The sequence below is a fragment of the Methylobacterium gregans genome (genome assembly GCF_022179245.1).
GTDB classification, from domain to species: domain Bacteria; phylum Pseudomonadota; class Alphaproteobacteria; order Rhizobiales; family Beijerinckiaceae; genus Methylobacterium; species Methylobacterium gregans.
Window position 1 is genome coordinate 1 of sequence record NZ_BPQM01000027.1, and the last position, 25,716, is coordinate 25,716.

The following is a 25,716-nucleotide window of genomic DNA, read 5'->3' on the forward strand; positions in this document are numbered from 1 at the left end:
CCGGCGAGCGCCTCGCGGGTGTCGACGCGGAGGTCGCGATGCCCGGCCACGTGGCGATCACGGGCGGGCGCGGCGGGGGCGCCCGGGTGCTCGCGGCGGTGCTCGCGGGCCAAGTCGAGCCGAGCGCGGGCGCCGTCACCTTCGCGGGCCAGGACCTGCGCGCCTTCGACCCGGCCGAGCGGGCGCGCCGCATCGCCTACGCCTCGGGCGAGGCGATCCTGATCGAGGGGTCCTTGCGGCAGAACCTGCTCTACGGCTCGGAAGGGGCTCCGGACGCGGCGGGCTTCGGCGAGATCCTGCGGCTCACCGGGCTCGACGCCTTCGTGTACGCCCGCGGGCTCACCGGGCCGGTCGATTCCGCCGCCGACCCGGACCTCGCCCGGGCCGTGGTGGCGGCGCGGGAGAGCGTGCGCGCGCGCCTCAGGGCCGATCAGGCCGAGCGCCTCGTCGAGCCCTTCGACCCGGCGCTCTACAACCATCAGGCGGATCTCGGCGAGAACATCCTGTTCGGGGAGCCGGTCGGGCCGGCGCTCGCCCCGGCGCGGCTCGCGCGCCAGCCCTACCTGCGGGCGGTGCTGGAGGCGGAGGGCCTGACCCGGCCGCTGACCGAGATCGGCCTCGCGGTCGCGCGCAACTCGGTCGAGATCTTCGCCGACCTGCCGAACGACCACCCGCTCTTCGACGCCTTCTCGCTCTTCCCGGCGGCCGAGCGCGGCTTCTTCGAGGACTTGGTCGCCCGCCAGACGGACGCCACCCTGCGCCGCGGCCCCGCGGGGCACCGCGACCGCGAGGCGCTGATCGGACTGGCGCTGCGCTACAATGAGACACGCCACCGCTTCGGCCTGATCGACGCGGGCCTCGAGGCGCGCATCGTGGGCGCGCGCCACGCCTTCGCCCGGATGCTGCCCGCCGCACTGCGGGGGTCGGTGGAGTTCTACGATCCCGCCCGGGTCAATCCGGCCGCGAGCCTGGAGGAGAACCTGCTGTTCGGCCGGATCAGCTACGGCGAGGCTGGGGCCGAGGCACGGGTGCGCGCCCTGGTCCGCCGGGTTCTGGCCGAGGAGGGGCTGGAGGATCAGGTCTACCGGCTCGGCCTCGACAGCCGGATCGATCCCGCGGCCACGGGCGCCCTCGCCGAGGGTGCGCCCGGCCCGCGCGAGCGCATCGCCATCGACCTCGCCCGCTGCCTGATCCGGGAGCCCGACATCCTCGTCGTGGCGATCCTGCTGGAGGAGCGCGCGCCCGCCAACTTCGAGGAGCGCCTCGCCGATCTGCGGGCGGCGCGCGCCGGCCGCGGCCTCATCGTCTGCCTGCCCGACACGGCCGACACCGCGGCGCTGCCGCCCTTCGACGCCGTGATCCGGGTGGCGGGGAACGCGGTGGTGGCGGGCTGACGCCCGCCGCTCCCTCCCTCCCCCCGCAGAGGGGGGAGGGTTGGTGGTTCGAGCGGCCTTACCGCGGCGGCTGCCCGCCCTGTCCTTGCGCCTGCCCCTGCTGGATCAGTGGCGTGATCCGCCGCACGGTCACCCGGCGGTTCTCGCGTGAGGGCCCTTGCGTGTTCACCTTCAGGTACTGCTCGCCGTAGCCCTGGGTCGTCAGGTTCTCGGGCGGCACCTGGAACTGCTGGGTCAGCACGGTGGCCACCGATTGCGCCCGGCGGTCCGAGAGCGAGAGGTTGTCCACGTCCGAGCCCACAGCGTCGGTGTAGCCCTCGATCAGGAACACCTCCTGTGGGTTCGCCCGGATCGCCTGGTTGATCGCCGCCGCGATGGTCGAGAGCCGCGCCGCCTGCTCCGGGGTCACCGTGAAGGAGCCCGTGTCGAAGGTGATCGTGTCGATGTCCACGCTGCGCATGCGGGCGCGCAACTGCGGGCTGTAGCGCACCTGATCGAGTGTGTAGCGCCTCTCCACCGGCACCACCGGCGGGGCCGAGAGGGCCTCGTAGACGGCCCGCTCGTCGGCGCCCTCGTAATCGACGATGTAGCGCTCGCGCGGGATCCGGATGTCGGGGGGCGGCAGGTCGACCACGTCCTCGTAGATCGGGCGGCGGGGACCGAAGCCGTTGTCGATGATCACCACCTCGCGCCCGTCGCGGAAGCGGCGGGTCCGGCGCAGCAGCCGGCCGTCATCGTCCACCACGGTGATGATCTGCTCGCCGCCCGGCCGGTCGAGGAAGGTGTAGGTCTCCTGGCCCCGCCGCTCGCTGCGGAAGGCGCGCCGGTCGAGTTCGCGGAAGCGCTCGTTCTCGTCGTGCCGGATGAAGTAGCCGTCCCGGTCGCGCACGATGAGGCGGCCGGGCTCGCGGATGTAGGTGCGCCCGTCCTCGTTGAACTCGCGCCGGTCGCGCCGGATGCGGTCGTAGTCGCGGATATCCTCGTCGTCCTCGCGGAACCCGCCGGGGATGTAGCCGGGGCGACCCGGCACGTTGAAGCCGCGCCGGTCGCCGTCGCGGCGATCGTCGTACCCGCGGCGGTCGTCGCGGCGGTCATCGAAGCCGCGGCGGTCGTCGGCGCGCCCGGCCGGCAGGTCGTCGCGGCCGTCCCGCTCGGCGCCGGGCGGCAGGACCGGGCGGCCGGGGATGCCGGGCGCCTGGTTCGGAGGCGTCGGAGCGCCAGGCTGGACGGCGCCGGGGGCCGGCGTCTGAGCCGGCGGCGCGGCCTGAACCGGGGCGTCGGACTGAGCGGCGCCGGGCGGCTGGACGGGGCGGCCGGGAACACCCGGAGCCTGGTTCGGTGCGGTCGGCGGAGCGGCCGGCGCCGCGTCCGGGCGCTGGACCGGACGGCCCGGCACGCCGGGCGCCTGGTTGGGCGCGGGCGGGGCCGCCTGCTGCGGCGCGCTCGGGGCGGGCTCCCGTCCCGGGGCACCCCCGGGCTGCGGCGCCGCGCGCTCGGGCGCTTGGCGCGGGGCGCCCTCCGGGCGATCCGGCCTCTCCGGGCGATTCTGCCTGTCCTCGCGCCCGGGCGTGCCGGACTCGGGCCGCGGCGTCGGCCTCTGCGGTGCGTCGGCCTCGGGTGCGCGGCGGCCGGGTTCGGGGGCCTCCCGGCGCTCGGGCGCAGTGGAGCGCTCCGGCGCGGTCTGCCGCTCCGGCTGCCGCTCGGGCGCGCGGTCGCGGGCCGGCGGCGTCGGGCGCTCGGACGGGTCGCGGTCCGGGCGCTGCGGGCGCTCGGGCTGACGCTCACGATCGGGCTGACGCTGCGCGGGGGCGCGCTCCTCGCGGGGCTCGGGCCGCTCGCGGGCGGCCGGCGGCTGCGGACGCTCGGCGGGTGCGGCGCGTTCGGGGTTGCGGTCGGGACGCGGCTCAGGCCGCTCGCGCTGGGCCGGAGGCGCCGCCCTCTCCGCAGGTGCCCGCTCGGGCGCGACGCGCTCGGGGCGCTCGGACCTGTCAGGACGCTCGGGGCGCTCAGGTCGTTCGGGACGCTCCGGTCGTTCGGGGCGCGGCGCTCCGCCGCGCGGGCCTTCCCCACCGCCACGCGGACCTTCGCCGCCGCCGCGTGGCCCCTCTCCGCCGCCGCGCGGGCCCCGCTCCATGTCCGGGCCGCCCTGGGCCAGGAGCAGGCGCGCGCCCGGATCGTCCGGACGTGCGGAGACGGGCATGGCGAGGAGACCGGGCAGCACGGTCCCGGCGAGGAGGAGCAGGCGGAGCTTCCGCATCGATCGGCCTTCGCGGCGCGCCGAACCGGAACGGTGGCGGCGCGTGAGGGGTTCGGCCCCGCCCGGCCGCGATCCGTCGAGATCACCGGGCGGGACGGGGCGTTTGGCCGGTTCGAACCTCCGCAGGCAGGATTTGGTTCCCGGCGCGGAGCCCCCGCGGGGCCGCGCCGGGGCGTGGCCCTCAGCGCGCGGAGGGCGCGGGCGCCGGCGCGACGGGCGGGGCAGCGGGCGGGACAGCGGCCAGCGCGGCCGGCAGCGCCGTGGCCGGCACCGCGATCCGGTCCGGCGCGATGATGCGCACGCTCGCCCGCTCGGCGACTGGGAGGGCGGTCCCGGCCGTCGCGGTGGTCTCGCCCGGGGCGGAGGCGCTGCGCCCGGCGGCGTCGGCGGCGATCTCGGCCGCGGTCTTGTCGGCGCGTCCGACCAGCGTCAGGCGGATCTTCGGCCGCGACAGCGCCTCGGCCTGCATCGGCGTGACGAAGATGTCGCCCTTGTGCCGCACCAGCATGCTCTCGGCCTTCGCCAGCGACTGCGCCCAGCTCTTGTCCGCCGGCTTGCAGGAGCAGTTCGGCACGAAGGTCTTCTGGAACTTGAAGGCGTTGGCGAGCGAGGCGTAGGCCCGGCTGCCCCGGACGGTCGCCGCGTGTTTCAGGGCGTCGTCGCCGTTCGGCATCGAGTAGGCCACGGCCTCGGTGCCGGGGCAGAGCGCCTGGCACATGTCGTCGGCGCTGGCGCGGCCCTCCGGCAGGTTCTTCATCGGGAAGTAGCCGCCGTCGCAGGTGCGCACGCAGATCACCTGCGCGCCGCCGCGGGCGTGGGATTCGACGCCCTCCGTCCTGGCCAGCGTCGGGCAGCTCTGCGCCACCAGCGTCTGAAGCTGACGGCGGCGGCCGGAATTGTCGTCGGTCGCCGCGCCCCCGTAGGTGGCGTTGAGCGCACGGATGCGCTGCTCGACCGCGCCGCACTGGGGCGGCCGGGTGTCGAAGAACAGGAAGCGCCCGCCCTCGCAGTTCAGGCTGCGGTAATAGGCCTCCAGCCGGCCGATCTCGCCCTGGAGCGCGCGCATCACGCTGGCCCCGTCCGCCGGCAGGGCGGACAGTTCGGCGCGGTAGCGCAGGCAGGCGGCGCTCGGCGCGCTGGGTGGGACCGGCGTCGCGGCCGGCTCCTGCGCCGCGGCGAGGCCGGGCACGAGACAGGCCGCGGCCACGGCGAGCGCGCGGACGGTCCGGCGAATCGGGGAACGCGACGGCAGCATGGGCAACCGGGGGCCTTGGGAACCGGGAATATCGAGACGCGGACGAACAGGCGGCGCGCGTGCGAGACTCGCGCCGGGGACAACATTTTTAAACGCCCTCGCGCGGCGGCGACACCCCTCCTACATGCCCGGCACCGCTTCGATAGGGGAATGCGTGGACGATGTTGTTTCGGTGTCTCACAGCCGCCGCCCTCGGGCTGGCGGCACTCGCCGCGCCGGCCTCCGCGCAGGAGCCGGACCGGATCTTCGACAAGTCGACGGTGTGGCGCCCGCTGACGCCCAACGACAAGCTCGTCGTCTACGGCATCGACGATCCGGCGGTCTCGGGCGTGGCCTGCTGGTACACCCAGCCCGAGAAGGGGGGCATCAAGGGCACGCTGGGGCTGGCCGAGGACGTCTCGGACATCTCGCTCGCCTGCCGGCAGGTCGGCCCGGTCCAGTTCAAGGACAAGTTCAAGCAGGGCGAGGTGGTGTTCAGCGAGCGCCGCTCGCTGATCTTCAAATCGATGCAGATCGTGCGCGGCTGCGACGCGAAGCGCAACACGCTGATCTACATGGTCTATTCCGACAAGGTCATCCAGGGCTCGCCGAAGAACTCCACCTCGGCGGTGCCGCTGATGCCCTGGGGCACGGAAGTCTCGCAGAAATGCGGGGATTTCGTGCGGTAGGACCGCTCAATCCTTGCAGGTGATGCGCAGCGGGCGCTCGGAGGGCTTCGAGACCGGCAGGTCGACCGAGCCGGTATATTCCTCTGGCGCCGCGATGCCGAAGGAGCCGGCGGCGGCGAAGCCCTGGGCCTCGCACCAGGAATCGGCCACCGTCTGGCCGCAGGCGCTGCCGGGCGTCGTCAGGCAATCGGCGACGCCGTAGCCCTCGCTCGACGGGATCAGGAAGGTCTTCTCGACGTGGTTGCGGGCCGGCGTCTCACTGCCCGCCTGCGCGCCGAGCGCGAGCGTCGTGGCGAGGGCGGCGGCGAGGAGGGCGCTGACGACGGTCGAGGCGCGCATGAACGATTCCTTGGGGCTCAAGCGTGGGCGTGCAGGGAGACCTGCGGCGAGGGTCCATCGCGGCGGTAAACAAAACCTTTCGGGTTCGCCCGCTCTCCGGACGCGGGCTTGCGCGTCCGGCGTTGTCGATTGCATCACGGTTTTGGGTTAGCCCGATCCGGCCGGCCGCACCGTCGCCGATCCGCAACAGGCCTCCGCGCCCGCGCCGCGGCGCAGCAAAGCTTGGCCGGAGGCCGCGCGGGACCGGACCGGGCGGCAGGTCCTTGAGGGGTCAGGCGAGTTTCCGGCCGGCCGCAGGATGCGGGCGGGGCCGGCGCAGGGTCCGGAGGGGACGGGAGAGGATGGGTTTCATGGCGCCGATGTTGCGGCTCTACAACACGCTGACCGGCGCCAAGGACGTGTTCGCGCCGATCGATGCGGGCAACGTCCGGATGTATGCCTGCGGGCCGACGGTCTACGACGCGGCCCATATCGGCAACGCGCGCCCGATCATCGTCTTCGACCTGCTGTTCCGGCTGCTGCGCCACCTCTACGGTCCGGCGCACGTCACCTACGCCCGCAACGTCACGGACGTGGACGACAAGATCAACGCGCGCGCGGCCGAGCGTGGCATCACCATCCGCGAACTCACCGACGGCACGCTGGCGCAGTTCCACCGGGACATCCGCGACCTCGGCGTGCTGATGCCGGAGGACGTGAACCCGGCGGGCGCGCCGCCCCGCTTCGTCGAGCCGCGGGCCACCGATCACATCCGCGAGATGTGCCAGATGATCGAGGGGCTCGTCGCCGCGGGCCATGCCTACGTGGCGGAGGACCACGTCCTGTTCGACGTGCCCTCGATGCCCGATTACGGCCGGCTCTCGGGGCGGCCACTCGACGAGATGGAGGCCGGCGCCCGGGTCGAGGTCGCGCCCTATAAGCGCTCGCCCCTCGACTTCGTGCTCTGGAAGCCCTCGAAGCCGGGCGAGCCGTCGTGGGATTCACCCGCCGGCATCCCGGCGCCGGGCCGACCCGGCTGGCACATCGAGTGCTCGGCGATGTCGGCGAAGCACCTGGGCCAGACCTTCGACATCCATGCGGGCGGGATCGACCTGATCTTTCCCCACCACGAGAACGAGGTGGCACAGTCCCGCTGCTGCTTCGGCACGCCCGTGATGGCCAACTGGTGGCTGCACAACGGCTTCCTGCAGGTCGAGGGGGAGAAGATGTCGAAGTCGCTCGGCAACTTCATCACCATCCGGGACGTGCTGAAGGACTGGCCCGGCGAGGTCGTGCGCCTCAACATGCTCAAGACGCACTACCGCCAGCCCATCGACTGGACGGCGCGGGGGCTCGAGGAATCGAGCCGGATGCTGGAGCGCTGGTACGGTGCGGTCGGCGACGCGGGCCCCGCGGCGGACGCGCCGCCGAGCGTGCTGGAGCCGCTGCTCGACGATCTCAACACGGCGGCGGCCCTCGCGGAGATCCACCGGCTCGACGACCCGGCCACGCTCAAGGCGGGGGCGAACCTGCTCGGGCTTCTCGGCCAGACGGCGAGCGCGCGGGCCGCGGCGAGCGTGCAGGCCGCTGGCATCGACGTCGCCCGGGTCGAGGGGCTGATCGCCGAGCGCAAGGCCGCCCGCGCCGCCAAGGACTGGGCCGCCTCCGACCGCGCTCGCGACGCGCTGGCGGCCATGGGCGTGGCGGTGAAGGACAACAAGGACGGCACGACCACTTGGAGCGTGGCGCGCTGAGGCGGGCTCAGCGCCGCCGCCGGGCCGCCCCGAGCGCGAGCACCCCGATCACGCCCGCGGCCGCGAGGCCGAGGCCGCTGAGCACCGGCGCGGAGGGCATGCCCTTGCGGTGACGCCAGCCGCCGCTCGCCGTGGTGCCGCCCGGTATCGGGCCCCGCAGCGCCCCGTAGCTGTTCGGTGCCGGCCCCGCACGGTCGAGGAGCCGCGCGAGCGTGAAGCCCATGACGTGCTCGGTCGGCCCCGGGGCGAGTGCGTAGGCGGCCTGGAGGGCGCGCGCGGGCCAGCCGACCGCGATCTCGTCGCGCGGATGCAGCGCGAGGTGCAGGATCGTCGCGGCCACGTCCTCGGGGGCGTAGAGCATCGGCCCGGGATCGAGGGTGCGGCCCGAGACGTTGGCGCCGTGCACGAAGCCCGGCGTGTCGACCATCGCCGGGAACACGCCGCAGACCCGGATGCCCGGGTGGTCGCGCAGTTCCTGCCGCAGGCTGGCGGTGAGGCCGCGCAGGCCGAACTTGCTCGCCGTGTAGGCCGCCGCGAAGGGCGTCGGCGCCCAGCCGCCGAGCGATACCATGTTGATCAGCACACCCCGTCCCTGGTGGAGGAAGCGCGGCAACGCCGCGTAGGCGCCGTGCAGGGTGCCGAAGAGATTCACCGCGACCGTCCGCCGGTGCAGGTCGAGCGGCGCCTCCCAGAAGGGTCCGAACACGCCGGTGCCGGCATTGTTTACCCAGACGTCGATGCGCCCGAAGGCCCGTTCGGCCGCCCGCGCCAGCGCCTCGACGGCCCCCGGATCGGTGACGTCGGTCGGCACCGCCTCGGCCCGGCCGCCCTGGCGCCGGCAGATCGCTGCCAGATCCGCCAGCACGTCGCCCCGGCGGGCCGCCAGCACCACGTCGGCACCGGCCCGCGCGAAGGCGAGCGCGGTGGCCCGGCCGATCCCGCTCGACGCCCCGGTGATCACCACCACGGCGCCCTGCAGGGTCTTCAGCGGTCTCGGTCCCATGCGCGCTCCTCGGGTATCCTTGGATCCCAAAGGGTCGGGACCCTTTGGCAGGGTTCAGGGCGGCCCCAAATGGCGAAGCCAAGAACCAGGGCTCCCCCCTGGACCCGCCAAAGGCCTCGGCCTTTGGAAACCGTGACCGTCAGATGATCGGCTTGCCGCCCGTCACCGCGACCGTTGCGCCCGAGACGTAGCTCGCCTCCTCGGAGGCCAGCATCACGTAGACGGGGGCGAGCTCCTTCGGCTGGCCGGGGCGCTTCATCGGCACCTGCGAGCCGAACTGCGTCACCTTCTCGGGCGGCATGGTCGAGGGGATCAGCGGCGTCCAGATCGGGCCCGGCGCGACGCAGTTCACCCGGATGCCCCGCTCGGCGAGCATCTGGGCGAGCCCGCCGGTGAAGTTCTGAATCGCGCCCTTGGTGGTGGCGTAGGCCAAGAGCTGCGGGCTCGGCGTGTCGGCGTTGACCGAGGTGGTGTTGATGATGGCCGCACCCTCGCGCAGGTGCGGCAGCGCCGCCTTCACCAGATAGAACATCGCGTGGATGTTGATGCGGAAGGTGGTTTCCCATTCCGCGTCCGAGATCTCCTCCGGGCTGTCGAAGGTCGCCTGATGGGCGGCGTTGTTGACGAGCACGTCGAGACGGCCGAATTCCTTGATCGCCCTCTCCACGATCAGCCGGCAGTGGCGCGCTTCCTGGATGTCGCCCGGCACCAGCACCGCCTTGCGCCCGGCGGACTCGACGAGCCGGCGCGTCTCGGCCGCATCCTCGTCCTCGTCGAGATAGGAGACCAGCACGTCGGCGCCCTCGCGGGCGTAAGCGAGGGCCACGGCGCGGCCGATGCCGCTGTCGCCACCGGTGATGATCGCGGCCTTGCCGGCGAGTCGCCCCGAGCCCTTGTAGGTCGCCTCGCCGTAATCGGGCTGCGGCTCCATCGCCGCGCTGGAGCCCGGCATCGGCTGCCGCTGATCCGGGAAGGGCGGCTTGGGAAATTGCTCCACGGGGAACTCCGTCGCGTCGGGGCTGCTGCCGGAGCAACCGCGCCCCGTCCGGAAGGTCACCGCGGAACGGGAAAAAGACTGGCTCGGCGCGGCTCCGTCAGGCCGCCCATCACGCCGCCGTCGTCGCCTCCGCCGTCGCGTCACCCTCGTAGGCCAGGATCAGGCGGGCGATCATCTCCGGCTCGACGGGCTTCTCGCAATGGGGCGCGTCGGCGAAGCGCTCCGGGATCGTGGCAGCGCCGTAACCGGTGGCGAAGATGATGGGAATGCCGCGGGTTCGCAGCGCGTCCGCCACCGGAAACGCCATCTCGCCGTGAAGGTTGATGTCGAGCACTGCGGCATCGATCCGCGGCGAGCCCTCGGCCAGGGCGAGGGCCTCCTCGATGCTGCCGACGGGGCCGAGCACCGTGGCGCCGCTCCGCTCGAAGCTCTGCCGCAGCTCGTCCATGATGAAGTAATCGTCTTCGACCACCAGCACGTGCCGGTCGGTCAGGGATCGTGCCACGTCGACCATCGCCGCCTCCTTCACGCTGCCCGAGCCGTCCAAGGCCCGGCATGACCACCCTGCATGAACCCTCAAAGGCCTCAACGTCCCGGGCCGATCGCGGGTCCGTTCGGCACCGCGCCCCCCATGGGGACGCCCCAGAACCCGGGGACGAACAGAACCTTAGATTGGCCGCCCGTCAACAGCCAAGGCCGTGCTCGACCGGAGTAGATCCGAGACCGCCCGCTGTGTGACCCAACATGGATCAGCCTACCGCAGTACAATTCATGTGTTTTTCTCGGAACTTCGTTCGCAAAAGCCTGGTTCAGCCCAACGTATCTTCGGCGTGCGCTGAGACGGGAAGAACAGCCTTGAGCTGACATCCCGCGGCGGCGCTCGGATACAGGCCCCGGCCTTCCGCGATCCGTCCCCGATCGCGCCCAATGACGTGCCCGGAAGGGCGCGGTGCGGGACGAGCCGCTCGTCAGCCGACACCCGAGCAGAGGACCAGCCCATGTATTTCCACGACAAGCGCCTGCAATATCCCGTTCGTGTCGAGAGCCCCGACCCTGTCTACGCGCGCATGCTGCAACAGGCGATCGGTGGCATCGAGGGCGAGATCCGCGTCTGCTTCCAGTACTTCTTCCAGGCCTGGGGCAACCGCGCGCCCAACACGAAGTATCGCGACATGCTCCTCAATACGGCGACCGAGGAGATCGGCCATATCGAGATGCTGGCCACCGCCGTCGCGATGAACCTTGAGAACGCGCCCACCAAGGTGCAGGAGGCGGGCGCCGCCGACGCGCTGGTCGGCGCCGTGATGGGCGGCGAGAACCCGCGCCACATCGCCGAGGGCATGCTGCACAAGACGTTGCTCTCGACCGGCATGGCGGCCTTCCCGGGCAATTCCGACGGGCTGCCCTTCGACATGAGCCACATCTACGCCAGCGGCAACATCGCGGCCGACATGTACTGCAACGTCGCCGCGGAGGCGACGGGCCGGACGCTCGCCGTCCGCCTGCACACGGCGACGAACGATCCCGGCATGCGCGACATGTGGAGCTTCCTCATCGCGCGCGACACCATGCACCAGCAGCAATGGCTCGCGGTGATCGAGGAGCTCGGCGGCCTGAAGGAGCAGTTGCCCATCCCGAACTCGTTCCCGCAGAGCGAGGAGCACCAGAAGTTCAACTACGCCTTCTTCGCCACCGCCCGCGACGGGACGCCCCCGCCCGCCGGCCGCTGGACCAGCGGGCCGTCCCTCGACGGCAAGGGCGAGTTCAGCGTGGTGCAGAACGAGCCGATGGGCCAGGAGCCGGTGCTCGGCCCGGCCCGGCCCGACAGCGGCGCCCAGAGCGAGCAGATCGGCTGACGGGTGCGGCCCGGCGCCGCCTCACGGAGCCGGGCCATACCACCAAAAGTTGCGGAAACGACGAGGTCTGCGCGGTGCCCGGCTGCGCGGACGCGCGATTGGGGGGAAGAGCGAGATGAAACGGGGCGTAGGGCTGCGGTTCGGTGATCTGGGTGAGCAGACGGCGCACGTCTGTGTGGATGTCCAGCGCCTCTTCCACGAGGAGACCGACTGGCACACGCCCTGGCTCGGCCGCATCCTGCCGCAGGTCGAGCGGATCGCCGCGGCGCATCCCGCGCGGACGGCGTTCACGCGCTTCATCCCGGCGGCGAACGCGCAATCCTGCTCGGGTACGTGGCGGCGCTACTACGAGCGCTGGCCGGACATGACCCTCGACCGGCTGGAGCCCGGCATGGTCGATCTGCTGCCGAGCCTCGCCGCGCTGGCGCCGCCCGCACGGGTCTTCGACAAGACGACCTACTCCCCCTGGCTCGAACCGGACCTCCAGGCGCACCTGCGCGACCTCGGCACCGACACGCTGGTGATCACCGGCGGGGAGACGGACATCTGCGTGCTCGCCACGGTGCTCGGCGCGGTCGATCGCGGCTACCGGGTGGTGATCGCGGCCGACGGCGTCTGCAGCTCGGCCGACGAGACCCACGACGCGATGGTGACCCTCTACTGCAGCCGCTTCGGCGAGCAGATCGAGATCGCGCCGACCGACGAGATCCTGCGGGCCTGGCCGTAGGGGCCCTGCGTCTCCCGCGGCCCGGGCGTGGGTGAACGGATCCGCCGGGCGCCGGTTGGACGGTTGACCCCTTGCCCCGCGAACCTGCCCGAGAGGATCCGCCCCATGTGGAAGTCCCGCCATCCGCTCGACCGTCAGGTCGTGGTCATCACCGGCGCGTCGAGCGGCATCGGACTCGAGACCGCCCGCCGGGCGGCCCGCGAGGGCGCCAAGGTGGTGCTCGCCGCCCGCAACGGCGAGGCCCTGGCGCAGATCCGCCGGGAGATCGAGGCGGAGGGCGGCGAGGCCCTCGACGTGGTGGCCGATGTCGGCGACCGCGCCCAGGTCCAGCGCATCGCCGATCAGGCGGTCGGGCGCTTCGGGCGCATCGACACCTGGGTGAACGATGCTGGCCTGTCGATTTTCGGGCGCCTGGATGAGGTGAGCGAGGCCGACCACATGTGCCTGTTCCAGACGAACTTCTGGGGCGTCGTGCACGGCTCGCTCGTGGCCGCGCCCCATCTGAAGCGCAGCGGCGGCGTCCTGATCAACCTCGGCAGCGTCGCCTCCGACATCGCCTTCCCGCTCCAGGGCATGTACTGCGCGAGCAAGCACGCCATCAAAGGCTTCACCGACGCCTTCCGGATCGAGCTGGAGGAGGAGGGCGCGCAGGTCGCCGTGACGCTGATCAAGCCCGCGGCGATCGACACCCCATTCGCGAAGAACGCCAAGAACTACACCCCCCACGCGCCGAAGTTGCCGCCGCCGGTCTACCGCACCGAGGAGGTGGCGCACGCCATCCTGCACGCGGCCGTGCACCCGCGCCGCGACATCTACGTAGGCGGTGGCGGCCGGCTGATGAGCCTCGCCAAGGCGTTGGCGCCGCGCGCCTTCGACCTCGCCGGCCGCACGATGTCCGCCCAGCAGCAGACCGACGAACCGGCCCACGACCGGGCCGGCGCCCTCTACGAGCCCAGCCGCTCGGGCGGCGAGGTCGTGGGCGGCCATCCGGGCTACGTGATGCGCACGAGCCTCTACACCCGCGCCAGCCTCCATCCTTTGACCACGGCCGCCGTGGTGGCCGGGATCGGCATCGCGGCCGCGGGACTGCTGGGCGGGCGCCAAGATGGTCGCCAGGACGGGGACGCCCGATGACGCGGCAGGAGACGTTGCGCGTCTTCGAGGGGCTGCTCGCCGCCGAGCGGCCCGTCAACGCGGGCGAGGCCGACGCCGCGATCTGGGCCTATCTCGAGGCGGTCGAGGGGCTGGCGGCGCAGCGGGCCGCGCTGGCCGAACTCGAGCGCGGAGTAGCCGGGCTCGACGCCGGATCGGCCTTCATGCCGATCCTGCTCGATACCCTGGAGCGGCACCGGGCGCGACTCGCCGAGCCGCAGGCCTGAGGGAGCGGGGCGGGGCGGACATCATGCCGGAGCGTCTCAAGCCGCGAAGTAACCGGCGCTGACCTGATCGGCCCGGATGCCGGCCAGATCGACCACGCCGCCGCCCGAGAGCAAGAGCAGCGCGTCGCCGTTCTGCGCCGAGCTGACCGTGTAGGTCTGCCCGCCCAGCGCGATCCGGTCGCCCTCAGCTTGGTTGAAGCCAAGGATCAGGTCGCGGCCCGAGTTCGGGTCGAAGCGGTAGAGGTCTGCCCCGAGTCCGCCCACCAGCGTGTCGTCGCCGATGCCGCCCGCCAGCATATCGGCGTCCTGCCCGCCGTAGAGCACGTCGTTGCCCTGCCCGCCGAACAGGATGTCCGCACCCTGGTTCCCGTAGACGAGGTCGTTGCCCTGGTTGCCGTAGACGATGTCGGCCCCGCGATTGCCGGAGAGCACGTCGTTGCCGAGGTTGCCGAACAGGCGGTCGTCGCCCTGGCCGCCGAAGGCGCGGTCGTCCCCCTGGCCCCCGTAGAGGGTATCGGTGTCCTGATTGCCGTAGATCAGGTCGTTGCCCTGGTTGCCGTAGACGAGGTCGTTGCCGGCCCCGCTCGCGTAGGTGTCGTTGCCGAGTCCCAGGCTGATCGTGTCTGGCCCCGACGTACCCGTGAGATTGTCGTCGCCCGAGGTCGGACCGGCAGGGCCTGGATCGGGTGGCTGGGGGGTCAGAGCGACGCTTGCGAGAACCGTCGCTCGGCTTGAAGTGTCGAGGCCATCGCTCACCCTGACACTGAAGCTCGCCCCCGTGTCGGCACTGCCATCCTGCTGGAAGCTGATCTGACCGTTGGCGAGCTGCGTCTGCGCGAAGGTGCCGTTGACGGCAAGCGCTGTGCCATTGACCAGCACCTGCCCCCGCGTCGTGCCAGTCAGCGTGTAAGTAAGGTTCTGCCCAACATCCGGATCATTGGCCGTGAGATCTCCGGTCGTGACCGTCACAGCTCCACCCTGAGAAACGTTGATCTGCCCATCTCCGCCGAGGCTAGGCGCATCGTTGATCGAAGTGGCGACCACCGTAGTGGTGCTGTCTGTTGTCGTTGCGGCACCATCACTGACGGCTAGGCTGAAGCCAGTCGTGATCGTTCCACTTGGCGTGACTTGGTTGGCCCTCGGCGTGAAGACGAGGGCACGCAGAGCCAACTCGGTCGCTGCAGGCGTTCCTGGCGTGAGGGTGTAGGTGCCTGTACCGGTCTTGGTCAGGCCAGCGCCGGAGAGTGTGCCGCCGGCATCGCTGGCCGTACCGCCGGCCGTGATGGTGATGGTTGCGGTCGCGGAAGCGTTTGCGTCGGGATCCGTGATGGTGACAGCCGAGAAGGGGCTCACCATCGTTTTGTCGTTGATGGCCTGTCCGCCAGCCGTACCTCCAATCGTGGGCGGTACATTCACAGGCTGCACGGTTACGGCGTTGCCGATCCCAGACGTCTGACTGCCGACAGCAAGCCTGGAGCTGACATTGCCGGAAAATCCAGTCAAGTCGATTGTGTGAGCACCATTGCCGCTCACTGAAACCTGGGTGCTGTGGGCACCATCTGTGAAGACCGCGGTGCCAGATAGTCCGTCGAACCCGGTCACCGTAAAGGCTGTCGCTCTGGCCTCCGTTTGGTCGATGATGCTGTCAGCGGTCGAATCAACCGAGATTGCTGCCTGAGTCGGGATCTGGATGCCGAAATCCAGGCCCGTCGTATGACGATCTGCATGGAAGATCGCGATTTCGTATGTTCCTCCAACCACAAGTCCGAGCCGTGCTGCGGCGGAACCGGTCGAGCTTAGATTCAGCGTGGCCGCTTGCGGTCCATGGACACCACCCAAATCAACTTCCAGTCGACCATTGATAAAAACCCACATATCGTCGTCTGACAAAAAATCGAGAGACTCCGTGCCATGATATGTAAACGTTGTAGTCAATTGATAAGTGTAATGATAGTTATGGTTATTTCCTTGATTGCCGAAACCGATTCCGTCCAGAGGGGCAAAAACCGTTGCCGAATATCCTTGTACGGCTGGATCTGCGGTGTCCGTCAGTACAATGCTGATTGGTAGGCTAACATTGTAATCTGGATCGTTATGGAACCAAGTTTGAAACGAGGCTGCAGAAGTTATGACTCCGCCGGTACTCTGCAGAATCGGGGTTCCGTCGGGTCCAAGGCTCGCAGAGACCAGGCCCGTTCGATTTGAGCTCGAACTATACGTTTCAAAATCAGGATGCTTCAGTGGCTTTCGTCCGGCCGGTGGCGTGAGGTAGGAAAAATCGCGTGCCGTCCCGGTCAGCGTCCGATCGGATGCAGCCATGATATCAATCTCGCGTCTTGCCGAGCTAGGTCCACATCGCACATCAGTGCGCGACGAAATTTACTTTCCGAATATTGCGCAATAATACAGAATACCGCATTACCGCTCTAAGATGCGATGCCTTCTGCCAAATACAGATGGAGACATAACTAGGCCGGGCAACGCCGATCGACCCAGCTCGACCCACAACGCGCGCCTTCAGCCCGGCGACAGCAGCCCGGATCTGTCTCTTTCGAGACTGGGTGCGCTATCCTGGCCTTGCTCCACGACGGAAACCCGCCCGATCTCGCCGCCGAGCTCCGTGGCGGAAGGACGCGCTCCGCGCGGTAGCCGCCGCCAGACGGCTGTGCCGCGCGGGCACGACAAGACCACTGCCGTCATCACCGCCTGTGCAGCAGCGGTCCTGCTGCCATCGCTCTATGCGACGGAGCGTGGTGCCGATCTGCGGACCGATGCCGGGGGCGCCGGCTGCGTTGGGAACGCTCGTGATCGCGAAGGTGGCCATGGAGCACCCTCCCCGGGCGACGGTCCCTGGAGCGGACCGGCCCATATTGAACTGCGCAGAGGGGTAACACCCCCAGTGGCGGAAGCAATAGTTTGAGGACTATAAGCAGAGATATTTTCGTGAGAACCTACAATCACGATGTCAAATGTCGAAAAGCGTGACGCTTCGCGTCGAATGCAGAACAAGCCGCGCTCCGGGACGACCAGCGCCGCAGGGCCTGACCCGACCGACGACTCGCCCCACGCCGCGCGCCTGCAGCCGAGCAACGGCAACCCGCACGGAGTCACCGGCCCCGTCCTGTTCGAGGCCTACCGCGCCGCCATCGCGCCGATCTACGACGTGCACCTGCCCGATCCCGCCGCGCAGGACTTCCACGCCACGGAACTGCGCTACCACACGCGCACGGCCTCGCTGGCCCGCTCGAGCGCCGCGGCCCAGATCCTCACCCGCACGCCCCGGCACGTCGCGGGCGGCACCGACGAGGTCATGCTCTACCGCCAGGAGGCCGGCACGCTGGAGGGCGAGGCCGACGGACGGGCCTTCCGCCTGGAGCCCGGCGACCTCGCCCTGTTCGACTACGCACGTCCCCTCGTCAGCCGGACCACGGACTTCACCAATCTCGTGCTGACGACGTCCCGCGCCAGCGTGCCCGCCGGCCTGCTGGCCTCAGAGCTGCACGGGCACGTCATTCCGGGCGGCAGCGGCCCGGGGAGCCTGCTCACCACGGTGCTGACCGGCCTGTTCGAGGCGGCGGGAGCCTTGCGTCTCGGCGAGGCGGAGGCCGCGTTCGCGGGCGTGCTCGGCCTCGCGGCCGGGCTAATTGAGGCCGCGCGGCTCGCCGACGCCGACACCGCCGGCGCGTCCGAGCAGGCCCGACACGCGGCCGTGCTGGCCTATCTCGACGCCCATCACGCCCGGCCCGACCTCGACGCGGACGCGGTCGCCGGGCATCTCGGCCTGTCGCGGGCCACGCTGTACCGGCTGTTCAAAGCGGAGGGCGGGATCCAGGCCGCGCTGCTGCGGCGCCGGCTCGACCATGTGGCGGGCGCGCTGATCGCGGATCCCCGGGCGCGCCGGGATCTGGCGGGCCTGGCGGCCCGTCACGGCTTCGGCGGTCTGACGCAGCTCGGGCGCAGCTTCAAGGCGCGCTACGGCATGCCGCCCAGCCAGTACGCCGCCTTCGCGGCCCGCCAGGACGCGGCGTGGCACACGGCGCAGATCGCGCGGCTGGGCCTATCGCGCGCGCGCGTCACGGATGCCCCTGGCGGGCCCGCGGATGGTTCTGGCATGCGCTGAGCACACGGGACCAGTCCCGGCTGCGCGGCAATCGGAAGGGTTCTAGGGCCGGCCGGTCTGCTTCAGGCGCACCATCACGGCCTCGGGCGAGGCGTAGGCCTCCTGGCGGGCGGCGCTCCAGTAGCGCAGGGCGTCGAGCTGGATCGCCTCGCCGGTCACCGCGCAGCGCACGAAGCTGCCGGGCTTGACCACCCGCATGGTGCCGTCGCCGTACTCGACGACCGCCTCCCCGCTCGCACCCCGCTCGAAGCGTCCCAGCATCGCAGATGTCCCTGAAGTCTCGGCCATCTCCATAGCACGGGCCGAGCCCGGCAGGAATCAGCCGAGCATCGACGGCGTGGCGTCGGCGGCGAGCAGGCGGCGCGCCTCGGCCGCGTCGATGTCCATGCGGGCGACGAGCGCCTCGGCGCTGTCGAAGCGTTCCTCGCCGCGGATCCAGGCGACGAACTCGACCGCGAGGGTCTGCCCGTAGAGGTCGCCCGCGAAGTCGAAGAGGTTCACTTCGAGGAGCGGCGCCCCGTCGTCGAAGGTCGGGCGGCGGCCGTAGCTCGCCACGCCATTCCGCAACGAGCCGTCGGAGAGCCGCGCGCGCACCGCGTAGATGCCGTGGGCGAGTCCGCAATCGGGCAGCGCCACGTTGGCGGTGGGGTAGCCCAGCACGCGCCCGCGCTTGTCGCCGTGCCGAACCGTGCCCAGCACGAACCAGCGGTAGCCGAGCAGCGCGTTCGCCCGGCTGAGGTCGCCCGCCGCCAGGGCCCGGCGGATGCCCGAGGAGGAGATCGGCTCGGCCTCCGCTCCCAGCGCCACCGGCGGCACGATGCGGCAGGCGAGCCCCGCCTCGCGGCAGAGATCGGCGAGGATCGCGGGCGTGCCCTCGCGCCCGCGGCCGAAATGGAAGTCGTGCCCGATCACCACCCCCGAGAGGCCGAGGTCGCGCTTCAGCAGGTCGTGCACGAAGGCGCGCGCACCGGTGCCGGCGAGCTCGGCGTCGAAGCGGCGGATCACCAGCCCGTCGAGGCCGAGGCGCCGGAACACGATCTCCTTCGCCTCCGGCCCGGTGAGCCGGAACATCGGCATGTCGGGCGCGAAGAAGGCGCGCGGATGCGGCTCGAAGGTCAGCACGATCGCCGGAGCCTCGGCCGCCGCCTCCCGCACCGCCTCGGCCAGAACCCGGTGGCCGCGATGTACGCCGTCGAAGTTGCCGAGCGCGGCGACCGCACCGGCGAGGTTCGGCGGCACGGGCTCGTCCGGCCGGCAGATCGTGAAAGGTCGCGCGGCCGTCTCGTCGCCTGACGCCATCGGTACTTGCGGTCTCGCTCGGGGTGACGATCGGGGTCGAGGGGCCCCGGAAGACGCCGCGGACCCTGTCGAAAAGCACACCTGCGGTCAAGCGAAGCGGGCTCGCGCGCGGGTTAACCGGTTCGCAATCCGGTCAAGCCTATTTTCGCCGTCATGAGGTGCCGTTCGGACTCTGGCACCTCCCGGGAATCGGATCGCGGGAGCTCTCAAGCTGCTCGCCTTGTACAGAACACACGGAGTCACGCGCTCATGGCCCTCGACCTCAGCATGCCGATCCTGGTCGTCGACGACTACCAGACCATGGTCCGCATCATCCGCAACCTGCTGAAGCAGCTCGGCTTCGAGGAGGTCGACGACGCCTCCGACGGCACCGCCGCGCTCGCCAAGCTGAAGGGCCGCAAGTACGGCCTCGTCATCTCCGACTGGAACATGGAGCCGATGACGGGCTACGAGCTGCTGCGCCACGTCCGCGCGGACGAGGGCCTGCGCACCACGCCGTTCATCATGGTCACCGCCGAGTCGAAGACCGAGAACGTCATCGCGGCCAAGAAGGCCGGCGTGAACAACTACATCGTCAAGCCCTTCAACGCCGCCACGCTGAAGTCCAAGATCGAGGCCGTCTGCGGCGCCTGAGCGCCGCACCCGTCCGACGCACGGGGCAGGCGGTCCGATCCCGTTCGGGGGGACCGGGCGGATCGCTGCCCCGGCCCGAGTCTCTCGGGTTCGAGGACATCTTGGGTTCGAGGAATCGTCATGGGTTATTCCGGAACATCGGTACCTGATACGGCCAGCCTGTCCCCGCAGAAGATGGTCGCCGAGCTGGTCCAGATCGCCGACTACATCAGCCACGTGCGCGGCGAGATCGCGGCCCTGCGGGCGAACGAGATCACGCGCGACCGCATCCCGATGGCGCACGAGGAGCTCGGCAACGTGCTGGCCGCCACGGCGGGCGCCACCAACACCATCATGGAATCGGCCGAGGCGATGCTGGCGCTGCCCGACGACGCGGATTACCGCGCCAACGTCGAGGCGCAGATCTACACGATCTTCGAGGCCTGCGCCTTCCAGGACATCACCGGCCAGCGCATCTCCAAGGTGGTCGAGGCGCTGCGCCACCTCGAATTGCGGCTCGCCCGGTTCGCCACCGCGGTGCGCGCCCGCGACGATGCCGGGCTCGACCCGGCCGAGGCGGCGCGCAAGGAGCGGGCCGAGCGCCTGATCCTCAACGGCCCGCAGTCGAAAGGCCCGGCCACGGCCCAGGACGACATCGACGCCCTGTTCGCCTGAGCTTCAGCCGGCACGCCGAACCGCGTTTTCACGGGCGCGGGTCCGGCATGCTAGAGCGGGCGGCCCCGCCGCCCGCGAGACACGGCCGATGCCCGCACGCCCCTGGTCCGAGCTGACCGCCGAGGAGATCCGCACGCGCGACATGGGCCGCGCGGTCGCGGTTCTGCCGGTCGCGGCCGTGGAGCAGCACGGGCCGCACCTGCCGCTCGCGACCGACGTGGTGATCGCCGAGGGCTATCTCGCGTGCGCCGCGGCCCGCGTGCCGGACGATCTCGACGTGCTGACCCTGCCGGTGCAGACCATCGGCAAGTCCGACGAGCACGACGCCTTTCCGGGCACCCTGACGCTCTCCGCCGAGACGGCGCTCCGGGCCTGGACCGAGATCGGCGCTTGCGTGCACCGCGCGGGATGCCGCCGGCTTGTCATCGTCACGTCGCACGGGGGCAACAGCGCACTGATCGACCTCGTGGCGGCGGACCTGCGCGGACGCCTGAACATGGTCGCGGTGACGACCGCCTGGGCCCGCTTCGGCTACCCGGCGGATCTGTTTCCGGCCGACGAGGTCGCCTACGGCATCCACGCCGGCGGGATCGAGACCGCCCTGATGCTGGCGCTGCGCCCGGACCTCGTTCGCACCGACCGGATCGCCGACTTCCCGTCCCGGGCGCTCCGGATGCGGAGAGATTTCACGCATCTCAGCGCCGGCCGCCCCGCCGCCTTCGCCTGGAAGGCGCAGGACCTGCACCCGTCCGGCGCGATCGGCGACGCGCGCCTCGGCCGCGCCGAGGCGGGCCAGGCAGCCCTCGATCACGGCGCGCGGGCCTTCGTGGACCTGCTCGCCGACGTCGCCCGCTTCGATCTCGACGACTGACGGGCTGAAGCTCCAGCCCACCGCGTAACCGCGCGGCCGCGGCGGGCGAAAGCACCGGACCGCCCGCCGCGGCAACGCAACGCCGGCCGAAGCCCATGCTGCTAACCCTCGCCCCGGATGCACGCCTCAACGCACGCCTCGACGCACGCGCCGACCCGCTCTTCCCGCTGCGCCCGCGGGTGTTAGAATCCGCCTCGCAGGCAAACGGGACGGCGATGGCGCAGGAGGAGAGGCTGGCCGCCGCGATGCGCGCGGCGCAGGGGGGCGACGCGGACGCCTACCGCGCCCTGCTCCGAGATTGCCTGCCGGTGATCCGCTCGGCCGTGCGCGCGCAGGGACTGCGCGGCGAGGCCGTGGAGGATGTCGTTCAGGACACGCTCGTCACCCTGCACCGGGCGCGGGCGAGCTACGACCCGGCGCGGGCCTTCCTGCCCTGGCTGCGCGCCATCGCGCAGCGGCGGGCGATCGACGCGCTCCGCCGTGCAGGACGCCGACCGCGGGAGGTGCACGACCCGGCCGCCTACGAGGGGCAGGCCGACGCGCTGCCCGAACCCGGCGAAGGCCTGGAGGCGCGCGAGCGCGCCGCCGACCTCGCCCGCGCCGTGGCCGGCCTGCCCGCCGGCCAGCGCCAAGCCATCGAGGAGCTGGCCTTGCGCGAGCGCTCCCTCGACGAGGCCGCGGCGCTGACCGGGCGGAGCAAAGGCGCTCTCAAAGTGAATCTGCACCGGGCGATCAAGGCGTTGCGCGCCAGCCTCGCGGCAGGCCCCGGAACGGGACGCCCGGGAGAGTAGCCGATGCGTGACACTCATTCCTTGCCGCACGACCGCCTCGTCGACGATCTCGTCGCCGGACTCGAACCGGTCCGCCCGCTGCCATCCCCGGGCCGTCGCGCCCTGGCCTGGACTGGCGCCGCCCTGGCGCTCGGCCTCGCGCTCCTCGCCGTCCTGGAGCTGGAGGGCCTTCAGGGGCCGCGCCCGGCCGAGGCGCGGATCGTCCTGCTCGGCGCCGTGCTGACGGCGCTCACCGCCGCCTACGCGGCCTTCGCGACCAGCGTACCGGGGCGCTCCGCGGGCTGGGCCCTGCTGCCGCTGGCGCCGGCCGCCCTGTGGATCGGCGCCAGCGGGCCGGGCTGCCTGCGGGCGCTGGCCGGCCCCGCCATCGAGGCCCCGCACGCGCTGCCCGGCTGCTTCACCTTTCTGCTCAGCGTATCGCTGCCGCTCTCGGTCCTGCTGGTGCTGATGCTGCGCCGCGCCTGCCCCTTGCGCCCGAACCTCACCGCGGCGCTCGGTGGCCTCGCGGTGGCGGCGGCCGCGGCGGCGCTCCTCATCCCGTTCCATCCGCAGGACTCGACCGCGACCGATCTCGTGGCCCACGGCGCGACGGTGCTCGGCGTGATCGGCCTGAATGGGCTGGCGGGCGGCCGCCTGCTCGACCGGAGCCGAGGTTAAGCGGCGGCAGGGCTCGACCCGAGCGCGCTATTCCTCGTCCGGCAGGAGCCCCGGCCAGTCGACGATGCGCTCGGGATACTCCTCGTCGAGGAACTCCTCCTCGTTGCCGGCGAGCCGTCCCTGCACCGAGACGCCGGCCTCGTGGACGCTGTTCGGACGGCCCGAGACCAGGGGGTGCCAGTCGAACAGCGGCTCACCGTCGCGCACGAGGCGGTAGGCACAGGTCGGCGGCAGCCAGGAGATGGTGCGCACCGCCTCAGGCGTCAGGCGCACGCAGTCCGGCACCCGCTTCTGACGGTGGGCGTAGTCGCGGCAGCGACAGCCGATCCCGTCGAGCAGAGTGCAGCCGATATCGGTGTGGTGGACCTCGCCCGTATCCTCGTCCTCGAGCTTGATCAGGCAGCAGCGCCCGCAGCCGTCGCACAGGCTCTCCCATTCCTCGGAGGTCATCGCCTCCAGGGACTTTGTGCGCCAGAACTCGTTCGACGGCACGGCCGCACCGCGGCGCGGGGCCCTGTGGCTTCCCATCGGGAACGCCTCTCGACAATCGGGGTGGAGCCCCCCTCTGCCGCAAGGCACGCCCGCACGCAAGCGTGGCCGCGGCGGGCTTGAATTCCAAAGGTCTGCGACCTTTGGCGGGTCCGGGGCAGAGCCCTGGGAGAGCCTGGGAGAGCCCCGGCGCCACCAGGGCGCCCCATTCGGTCATCAAGGTTAAGCGGAGATCAACGGCTCCCGATCCACCTCCCGGACGTTGTCCGCGATCAAGCCTCGCGAATGGCCGCAGGGCTTGCTAAGGAGGGTCGGCTCCCGACTGCTCTCCCTGGTGCCTTCGAAGCCGGATCCTCCGTCGTGCGTCTGCCGAACCTCACCGCGATCCGGACCCGCATCCGACATGCCGCCCTCGGCTTCGATGCCTGGGTGAACGCGAGCCTCTACGACAGCGGGCAATCGACCGGGATCGTCTACGAGCGCTTCCAGGCGGCGATGAACCGCTTCTCGGTGCGCGGCTGGAAGCGCGTCGCGCTCGACCTCACGAGCGAGGGCGTGACGCTCGGCACCGTCGGCCTCCTGGGGATGCTGGCGCTGGCCCAGCCCGCCTTCAACCTGACCAGCGAGAACTGGCTGAAGCAGCAGGACCTCGCCGTCACGTTCCTCGACCGCTACGGCACCGAGGTCGGGCGGCGCGGCATTAAGCACGACGACTCGCTCAAGCTCGACGAGTTTCCCGACATCATGATCAAGGCGCTGGTCTCGACCGAGGACCGGCGCTTCTACGAGCACTGGGGCATCGACCCGATCGGCACGCTGCGCGCGCTGGTCAACAACTCGCGCGGGGGCGGCAACACGCAGGGCGGCTCCTCGATCACGCAGCAGCTCGCCAAGAACCTGTTCCTGACGAACGAGCGCTCCATCGAGCGCAAGGTCAACGAGGCCTTCCTGGCGCTGTGGCTGGAGTTCCACCTCAGCAAGAACGAGATCCTGAAGCTCTATCTCGACCGAGCCTATATGGGCGGCGGCACCTTCGGGGCGGTGGCGGCGGCGGACTACTATTTCGGCAAGCCGCTGAAGGACATCAGCCTCGCCGAGGCTGCGATGCTGGCCGGCCTGTTCAAGGCGCCGACGAAGTACGCGCCCCACGTCAACCTGCCGGCGGCGCGCTCCCGCGCGGTCGACGTGCTGCACAACATGGTGGAGGCGGGCTTCGTCACGGAAGGCCAAATCCAGACGGCGCTGCGCAACCCCGCGACGCCGGTGACGCGCACCCGCGACATCACGGCGGACTATTACCTCGACTGGGCCTTCGGCGAGATCAAGTCGATGGCCGACGCGGGCAAGTTCCGCAACGACCGCGTGCTCACCGTGAAGACGCCGCTCGACGTCGCGATCCAGAAGCGGGCCGACGAGGTGGTGGCCAACGTGCTGCGCAAGTCCGGCGACGCCTACGATGTGGAGGAGGCCGCGATGGTCATCCTCGATCCGGACGGGGCGCTGCGCGCGATGGTCGGCGGCGCCGATTACGGCGAGAGCCAGTTCAACCGCGCCACCGACGCCCTGCGCCAGCCCGGCTCCTCGTTCAAGCCCTACGTCTACGCGGCGGCGCTCGCCTCGGGCCAGTACAAGCCCGAGACAGTGGTCGTCGACCGGCCGACCTGCATCGGCAACTGGTGTCCGCAGAATTACGGCCGCTCCTTCTCGGGGCGGCAGCCACTCTGGCTCGCGGTGGCGAAGTCGATCAACACGATCCCGATCCAGGTCTCGATCCAGCTCGGCAAGGCGATGGGCATCAGCCACGACGCGCGCGCCGCGGTGGCGGGCCGCAAGAAGATCATCGACACCGCGCACGCCATGGGCATCACCACGCCGCTCGTCGACTCGGTCTCGCTGCCGATCGGCTCGGCCGAGGTCACGGTGATCGATCAGGCGGCGGCGTACGCGGTCTTCGCCAACGGTGGCCAGCGGGCCAAGCCCTACGCGGCGATGGAGGTGAAGAACTCCTCCGGCGAGGTGATCTACCGCCACGCCGACGAGCGGCCAGAGCAGGTGCTCTCGACGCAGGTCGTGGCCGGCATGAACTACATGCTCAACAAGGTGGTCGAGGAGGGCACGGCCCGGCGCGTCCAGATCGAGGGCGTGAAGATCGCCGGCAAGACCGGCACCACGAACGGCTACAAGGACGCGTGGTTCGTGGGCTACTCGGGCAACTATGTCGGCGCCGTCTGGTTCGGCAACGACGACAGCACCTCGACCAACAAGATGACCGGCGGCTCGCTGCCCGCCCAGGTCTGGCACGACGTGATGGAGCCGGCCCATCAGGGCATCGAGATCAAGCCCCTGCCCGGCCTGAAGGTGCCGGGCCCGGGCGCCCAGGCCGCGGCCCCGACCGCGCCGACGAACCCGGCGGCGAGCAATTACGGCAAGCTCTCGCGCCGCTCCTTCGAGGTGATCAGCGGCGTGAACGGCCTGTTCCGCACCATCGAGGCGCCGCCCCGGCCCGGGGCGCAGCTCGACCCGAAGGGCGCGCCCCGCGCCCTCGCCGAGGGCAGCGGCCCGGCCGACCGGACGGCGCCCCGGTGAGGCCCGCG

General features: G+C 71.1%; 23 protein-coding genes and 1 pseudogene. 14 read left to right on the top strand and 10 right to left on the bottom strand.

Going from position 1 to position 25,716, the window contains the following annotated elements; all coding sequences use genetic code 11:
* Positions 1-1,394 (top strand): annotated as a pseudogene (locus tag MFF54_RS06335) (ABC transporter ATP-binding protein); the annotation flags it as partial.
* 58 nt (positions 1,395-1,452) lie between these two features.
* On the opposite strand, the gene MFF54_RS06340 reads toward MFF54_RS06335, so the two are convergent.
* Complete coding sequence (locus MFF54_RS06340; protein ID WP_238301778.1) at positions 1,453-3,651, bottom strand: OmpA family protein; 2,199 nt, start codon at positions 3,649-3,651, stop codon at positions 1,453-1,455.
* 181 nt (positions 3,652-3,832) lie between these two features.
* Positions 3,833-4,903 carry a DUF2865 domain-containing protein gene (locus MFF54_RS06345; RefSeq protein WP_306423950.1) on the bottom strand — a complete coding sequence of 357 codons (1,071 nt, stop codon included), beginning with the start codon at positions 4,901-4,903 and terminating at the stop codon, positions 3,833-3,835.
* Between the two features lie 164 nt (positions 4,904-5,067).
* Here MFF54_RS06345 and MFF54_RS06350 point away from each other — a divergent pair, with 164 nt between their 5' ends.
* Complete coding sequence (locus MFF54_RS06350; protein ID WP_238301780.1) at positions 5,068-5,574, top strand: CreA family protein; 507 nt, start codon at positions 5,068-5,070, stop codon at positions 5,572-5,574.
* 6 nt (positions 5,575-5,580) lie between these two features.
* Here MFF54_RS06350 and MFF54_RS06355 read toward each other — a convergent pair whose 3' ends face one another.
* Positions 5,581-5,913 carry a hypothetical protein gene (locus MFF54_RS06355; RefSeq protein WP_238301781.1) on the bottom strand — a complete coding sequence of 111 codons (333 nt, stop codon included), beginning with the start codon at positions 5,911-5,913 and terminating at the stop codon, positions 5,581-5,583.
* A gap of 350 nt (positions 5,914-6,263) precedes the next feature.
* Between MFF54_RS06355 and cysS the strand changes: the two genes are divergently transcribed.
* Complete coding sequence (cysS, locus tag MFF54_RS06360; protein WP_238301782.1) at positions 6,264-7,646, top strand: cysteine--tRNA ligase; 1,383 nt, start codon at positions 6,264-6,266, stop codon at positions 7,644-7,646.
* Positions 7,647-7,653: 7 nt separating this feature from the next.
* On the opposite strand, the gene MFF54_RS06365 is transcribed toward cysS, so the two are convergent.
* The 3 genes from MFF54_RS06365 to MFF54_RS06375 form a co-directional block, all read right to left on the bottom strand.
* Positions 7,654-8,634: an SDR family oxidoreductase gene (locus MFF54_RS06365; RefSeq protein WP_238301870.1), complete on the bottom strand. Its 981-nt coding sequence runs from the start codon at positions 8,632-8,634 to the stop codon at positions 7,654-7,656.
* A 154-nt stretch (positions 8,635-8,788) separates the two neighbouring features.
* Positions 8,789-9,646 carry an SDR family oxidoreductase gene (locus MFF54_RS06370; RefSeq protein WP_283206258.1) on the bottom strand — a complete coding sequence of 286 codons (858 nt, stop codon included), beginning with the start codon at positions 9,644-9,646 and terminating at the stop codon, positions 8,789-8,791.
* Between the two features lie 109 nt (positions 9,647-9,755).
* Complete coding sequence (locus tag MFF54_RS06375; RefSeq protein WP_238301783.1) at positions 9,756-10,160, bottom strand: response regulator; 405 nt, start codon at positions 10,158-10,160, stop codon at positions 9,756-9,758.
* A 484-nt stretch (positions 10,161-10,644) separates the two neighbouring features.
* Between MFF54_RS06375 and MFF54_RS06380 the strand changes: the two genes are divergently transcribed.
* From MFF54_RS06380 to MFF54_RS06395, 4 genes are all read left to right on the top strand, one after another.
* Positions 10,645-11,502: a manganese catalase family protein gene (locus MFF54_RS06380; protein WP_238301784.1), complete on the top strand. Its 858-nt coding sequence runs from the start codon at positions 10,645-10,647 to the stop codon at positions 11,500-11,502.
* A gap of 115 nt (positions 11,503-11,617) precedes the next feature.
* Positions 11,618-12,229, top strand: coding sequence for a cysteine hydrolase family protein (locus tag MFF54_RS06385; RefSeq protein ID WP_238301785.1), 612 nt, complete (start codon positions 11,618-11,620; stop codon positions 12,227-12,229).
* Between the two features lie 105 nt (positions 12,230-12,334).
* A complete protein-coding gene (locus MFF54_RS06390; protein WP_238301786.1) occupies positions 12,335-13,363 on the top strand; it encodes an SDR family oxidoreductase in 1,029 nt (342 codons plus the stop codon).
* Positions 13,360-13,608 (top strand): hypothetical protein, encoded by a 249-nt coding sequence (locus MFF54_RS06395; RefSeq protein WP_238301787.1) that lies wholly within the window; start codon positions 13,360-13,362, stop codon positions 13,606-13,608. The genes MFF54_RS06390 and MFF54_RS06395 overlap by 4 nt, the downstream gene beginning before the upstream one ends.
* Positions 13,609-13,644: 36 nt before the next feature.
* On the opposite strand, the gene MFF54_RS06400 is transcribed toward MFF54_RS06395, so the two are convergent.
* Positions 13,645-15,927, bottom strand: a complete 2,283-nt coding sequence (locus MFF54_RS06400; RefSeq protein WP_238301788.1) for a fibro-slime domain-containing protein — start codon at positions 15,925-15,927, stop codon at positions 13,645-13,647.
* A gap of 679 nt (positions 15,928-16,606) precedes the next feature.
* Between MFF54_RS06400 and MFF54_RS06405 the strand changes: the two genes are divergently transcribed.
* On the top strand, positions 16,607-17,728 hold the full coding sequence (locus MFF54_RS06405; RefSeq protein ID WP_238301789.1) for a helix-turn-helix domain-containing protein: 1,122 nt from the start codon (positions 16,607-16,609) through the stop codon (positions 17,726-17,728).
* Between the two features lie 42 nt (positions 17,729-17,770).
* Here MFF54_RS06405 and MFF54_RS06410 read toward each other — a convergent pair whose 3' ends face one another.
* Entirely contained in the window at positions 17,771-17,989 is a 219-nt protein-coding gene (locus MFF54_RS06410) for a DUF2093 domain-containing protein (RefSeq protein WP_238301790.1), read from the bottom strand.
* Between the two features lie 57 nt (positions 17,990-18,046).
* Positions 18,047-19,027 carry a bifunctional riboflavin kinase/FAD synthetase gene (locus MFF54_RS06415; protein WP_238301791.1) on the bottom strand — a complete coding sequence of 327 codons (981 nt, stop codon included), beginning with the start codon at positions 19,025-19,027 and terminating at the stop codon, positions 18,047-18,049.
* A gap of 249 nt (positions 19,028-19,276) precedes the next feature.
* Between MFF54_RS06415 and MFF54_RS06420 the strand changes: the two genes are divergently transcribed.
* The 5 genes from MFF54_RS06420 to MFF54_RS06440 all read left to right on the top strand — a co-directional run bounded on the left by MFF54_RS06420 (position 19,277) and on the right by MFF54_RS06440 (position 22,633).
* Positions 19,277-19,660 carry a response regulator gene (locus tag MFF54_RS06420; RefSeq protein WP_066921441.1) on the top strand — a complete coding sequence of 128 codons (384 nt, stop codon included), beginning with the start codon at positions 19,277-19,279 and terminating at the stop codon, positions 19,658-19,660.
* 120 nt (positions 19,661-19,780) lie between these two features.
* Entirely contained in the window at positions 19,781-20,314 is a 534-nt protein-coding gene (locus MFF54_RS06425) for a protein phosphatase CheZ (protein ID WP_238301792.1), read from the top strand.
* Between the two features lie 88 nt (positions 20,315-20,402).
* Positions 20,403-21,185, top strand: a complete 783-nt coding sequence (locus tag MFF54_RS06430) for a creatininase family protein (RefSeq protein WP_238301793.1) — start codon at positions 20,403-20,405, stop codon at positions 21,183-21,185.
* Between the two features lie 215 nt (positions 21,186-21,400).
* Positions 21,401-21,976, top strand: coding sequence for an RNA polymerase sigma factor (locus MFF54_RS06435; protein ID WP_238301872.1), 576 nt, complete (start codon positions 21,401-21,403; stop codon positions 21,974-21,976).
* A 3-nt stretch (positions 21,977-21,979) separates the two neighbouring features.
* Positions 21,980-22,633 (top strand): NrsF family protein, encoded by a 654-nt coding sequence (locus tag MFF54_RS06440; protein WP_238301794.1) that lies wholly within the window; start codon positions 21,980-21,982, stop codon positions 22,631-22,633.
* A 27-nt stretch (positions 22,634-22,660) separates the two neighbouring features.
* Here the strand turns inward: MFF54_RS06440 and MFF54_RS06445 are convergent, their stop codons facing one another.
* Positions 22,661-23,161, bottom strand: coding sequence for a YcgN family cysteine cluster protein (locus tag MFF54_RS06445; protein WP_238301795.1), 501 nt, complete (start codon positions 23,159-23,161; stop codon positions 22,661-22,663).
* 321 nt (positions 23,162-23,482) lie between these two features.
* Here MFF54_RS06445 and MFF54_RS06450 point away from each other — a divergent pair, with 321 nt between their 5' ends.
* Positions 23,483-25,708: a transglycosylase domain-containing protein gene (locus MFF54_RS06450; protein WP_238301796.1), complete on the top strand. Its 2,226-nt coding sequence runs from the start codon at positions 23,483-23,485 to the stop codon at positions 25,706-25,708.
* Positions 25,709-25,716: the final 8 nt, after the last annotated feature.